Raw genomic sequence first — 2,878 nt, forward strand, 5'->3', positions numbered from 1 at the left:
GGCCTGAGGTGCTGCGGGTTGGTCTCGACACCCAAATCCGTAAACGCAATCAGCAGTTTACGCCACGCCCGCCAGCCGCACCGTAGGCCCGTGATGAATAAGAGCGGCTAGTGCAGTGACTCGAACAGAAGGTGCAGGAAGCCTGGCCAGCTTGCCAAGGATGGTTTCTGCAGGTTTGGTCCAGGCGAATGGCTTGGCGGCCTTGTTGTGCTCGCGGATGTAACGGGTGATGGCGTCCTGCAGATCCGGGACGGACTTGAAGACGCCGCGCCGGATGCGCCTGCGGGTGATGGCCGAGAAGAAGCCCTCGACGGCGTTGATCCAGGACGCCGAGGTGGGCGTGAAGTGAAAGACCCAGCGCGGGTGATCAGCCAGCCATTGCCGCACCTTCGGATGCTTGTGGGTAGCATAGTTGTCGAGAATGGCGTCGATCGCGTTGCCAATCGGAACCGCCCGCTCGACGGCGTTGAGGAAGCGGACGAACTCCTTATGGGTGTGCCGGGGCATGCAGCGGCCGACCACGGTGCCGTCGAGCGTGTTGAGGGCAGCGAACAAGGTGGTGGTGCCGTTGCGCTTGTAGTCGTGGGTCGTCGTGCCGCACTTGCCGAGCTTCAGCGGCAAGCCCGGCTGGGTGCGATCGAGCGCCTGGATCTGGCTCTTCTCGTCGATCGACAGCACCACCGCATGGCAGGGCGGGTCCATGTACAGGCCGACCATGTCCTCGACCTTGTTGGCGAAGGCGGGGTCGTTGGAGCGCTTGAAGGTGCGCAGGCGGTGCGGTTGCAGGCGGTTGGCCTGCCAGATGCGCTGCACCGCGCTCAAGCTGATGCCGACCACCTTGGCCATCGCCCGGCCGGTCCAGTGCGTCACGGCACCGGGTGGCTCGGAGCAGGTCAGCGCCAGCACCTTGGCGACCATGGCTGTGGCCAGCGGCACACGGCCAGGCGGGCGCGTCTTGTCACGCAGCAAGCCGTCGACGCCCTGCTCGGCGTATCGCCGTTGCCAGCGCCACACGGCGGGACGGCTGACGCCCGCCCTGCGGGCCACCTCCAGGACCGCCAGCCGATCAGCAGACAGCAAGATGATGTTGACCCGCTGCATGTGCTTATGGGATGGCCCGCCCCTCTCCCCTAAGGCGTTAAGCCGGTGGGGCAACCTGAGGGACGGGAGTTGGTTCGATGCAGATCGCAGTGCTCGGGACCGACCTCGGCAAGAACAGCTGCAGTGTCGTAGGTTTGGATACCAGCGGACGGGTGGTCCTGCGGCGGCGCCTGCAGCGGGACGGAGTCGTCAAGCTGGCGGCGGGGCTGCCAAGCTGCCTCATGGCAATGGAGGCTTGTGGTGGAGCGCATTATCTCGGTCGCAAACTACGTGATCAAGGTCACATCGTCCGGCTGATGTCGCCGGAGTACGTACGCCCCTACGTCAAGGCGCAGAAGAACGACGACCGCGACGCGGAGGCGATTGCCGAGGCGGCCACCCGGCCAACGATGCGGTTTGTCGAGCTGAAAAGCGAGGAGCAGCTCGACATGCAGAGCCTGCATCGCGCTCGTGACCGGCTGGTGGGTGAGCGGACGGCCCTGATCAACCAGTTGCGTGCCTTCCTGCTGGAGCGCGGCATCACCGTTCCTCAGGGGCGGCGCAAGCTGGAGTTGTTCCTCGAGACCTTGCTGGCTGCGGACCAAGCCTTGATCAGTCCCCGAACCCGACTTCTGATCGAGGATCTGCGGGCCGAATGGTGCGAGCTGGACCGCCGTATCCAGGCCTTCGACGAGGAGTTCGCGCATCAGGCCCGCACGGATGAGACGGCCCGATTGCTGAGCACGATCCCAGGCATTGGGCCACTGAACGCTACGGCACTGGCTGCCGCGATCGGCCGGGCCGAGACCTTCGGACGTGGTCGGGATCTGGCGGCATGGCTGGGGCTGGTACCGAAGCAAATGACCACGGGAGGTAAGCCGAAGCTGCTGGGTATCAGCAAGCGGGGTAACGTGTACCTGCGCAAGATGCTGATCCACGGCGCCCGTGCTGTCCTGCCGACCCTGTCCAAGAGCGCGACGCGCCTGGGTGAGTGGCTACGTGGACTTCTGGCTCGGGCCCACGTGAACACGGTGATAGTGGCGCTTGCTGCCAAGCTCGCACGGATCGTCTGCGCGGTACTCCGTAGCGGGCAGCAGTTCGAGATCAAGGCTGCGGCGATGTCGTAGCGCACGAAATCGGCTGGTCGCGCTCACTCGGCGCGAGCAGCTGACGAGGTCTGCGGGTGGTAGAAGCGAGATGGCCTGACAGTCGACCGGTGTTCTGGAACCCTGCCCCGCTCAATGGCGCTCGACGCCGGTGTGCTTATGATGACCAGGACGCGCGGATCTCCATCTTGGCCAGGGCTTGACCCTGAGACCGGATACGTTGGCGTAGACTGATCAGACCGGGTCGTGAATCTGCTTGCAGGCGGGGCGGGCCATACGTTGAGCGGGCGGCTCCGGTCGCCGATGATCGAGCCCAGGCGGGCGCGATCGTCCAATCCAACGATGACACTGACGGTCTGGGCCATGCCCGGAGAATTCCATCGCAGCAGCCCGCTGTGCATCCTCCGTCTGTGTCAGTGCACTAGACAGACGGCGTCTCTCCTAACTGACTTCAAGCCGGCCCACTTACAGCTAAGATCAGGGCGATCCCAGACCAGCTAGCCAAGCTATTGATCCGGCCTGGGCGGTCTTGAAGGCGAGTAGGATCCGTCCAGGTTAGGGGCATGAAGCATGTGGACATCCGCAAGCTGCCGGCGGCGGCGCAAGAGGAACGTCGGCGTCAGGTGATCGGGCTGCGCCAGGCCGGCCTGACCTATGGTGCGATCGCGGCGCAGGTTGGGCTGACCCAGACC

The 2,878-nt window shown here is 64.8% G+C and carries 2 protein-coding genes; one reads left to right on the forward strand and one right to left on the reverse strand.

What is annotated here, in order from left to right; genetic code table 11:
- Window positions 1-57: 57 nt before the first annotated feature.
- Window positions 58-1,155 (reverse strand): IS630 family transposase, encoded by a 1,098-nt coding sequence (locus E2C06_RS36000; protein ID WP_370451532.1) that lies wholly within the window; start codon window positions 1,153-1,155, stop codon window positions 58-60.
- A 23-nt stretch (window positions 1,156-1,178) separates the two neighbouring features.
- Here E2C06_RS36000 and E2C06_RS36005 point away from each other — a divergent pair, with 23 nt between their 5' ends.
- Window positions 1,179-2,207: an IS110 family RNA-guided transposase gene (locus tag E2C06_RS36005; RefSeq protein ID WP_133293325.1), complete on the forward strand. Its 1,029-nt coding sequence runs from the start codon at window positions 1,179-1,181 to the stop codon at window positions 2,205-2,207.
- The last annotated feature ends 671 nt before the right edge of the window (window positions 2,208-2,878 follow it).

It is taken from the genome of Dankookia rubra (assembly GCF_004355005.1).
Taxonomy (GTDB): domain Bacteria; phylum Pseudomonadota; class Alphaproteobacteria; order Acetobacterales; family Acetobacteraceae; genus Paracraurococcus; species Paracraurococcus ruber_A.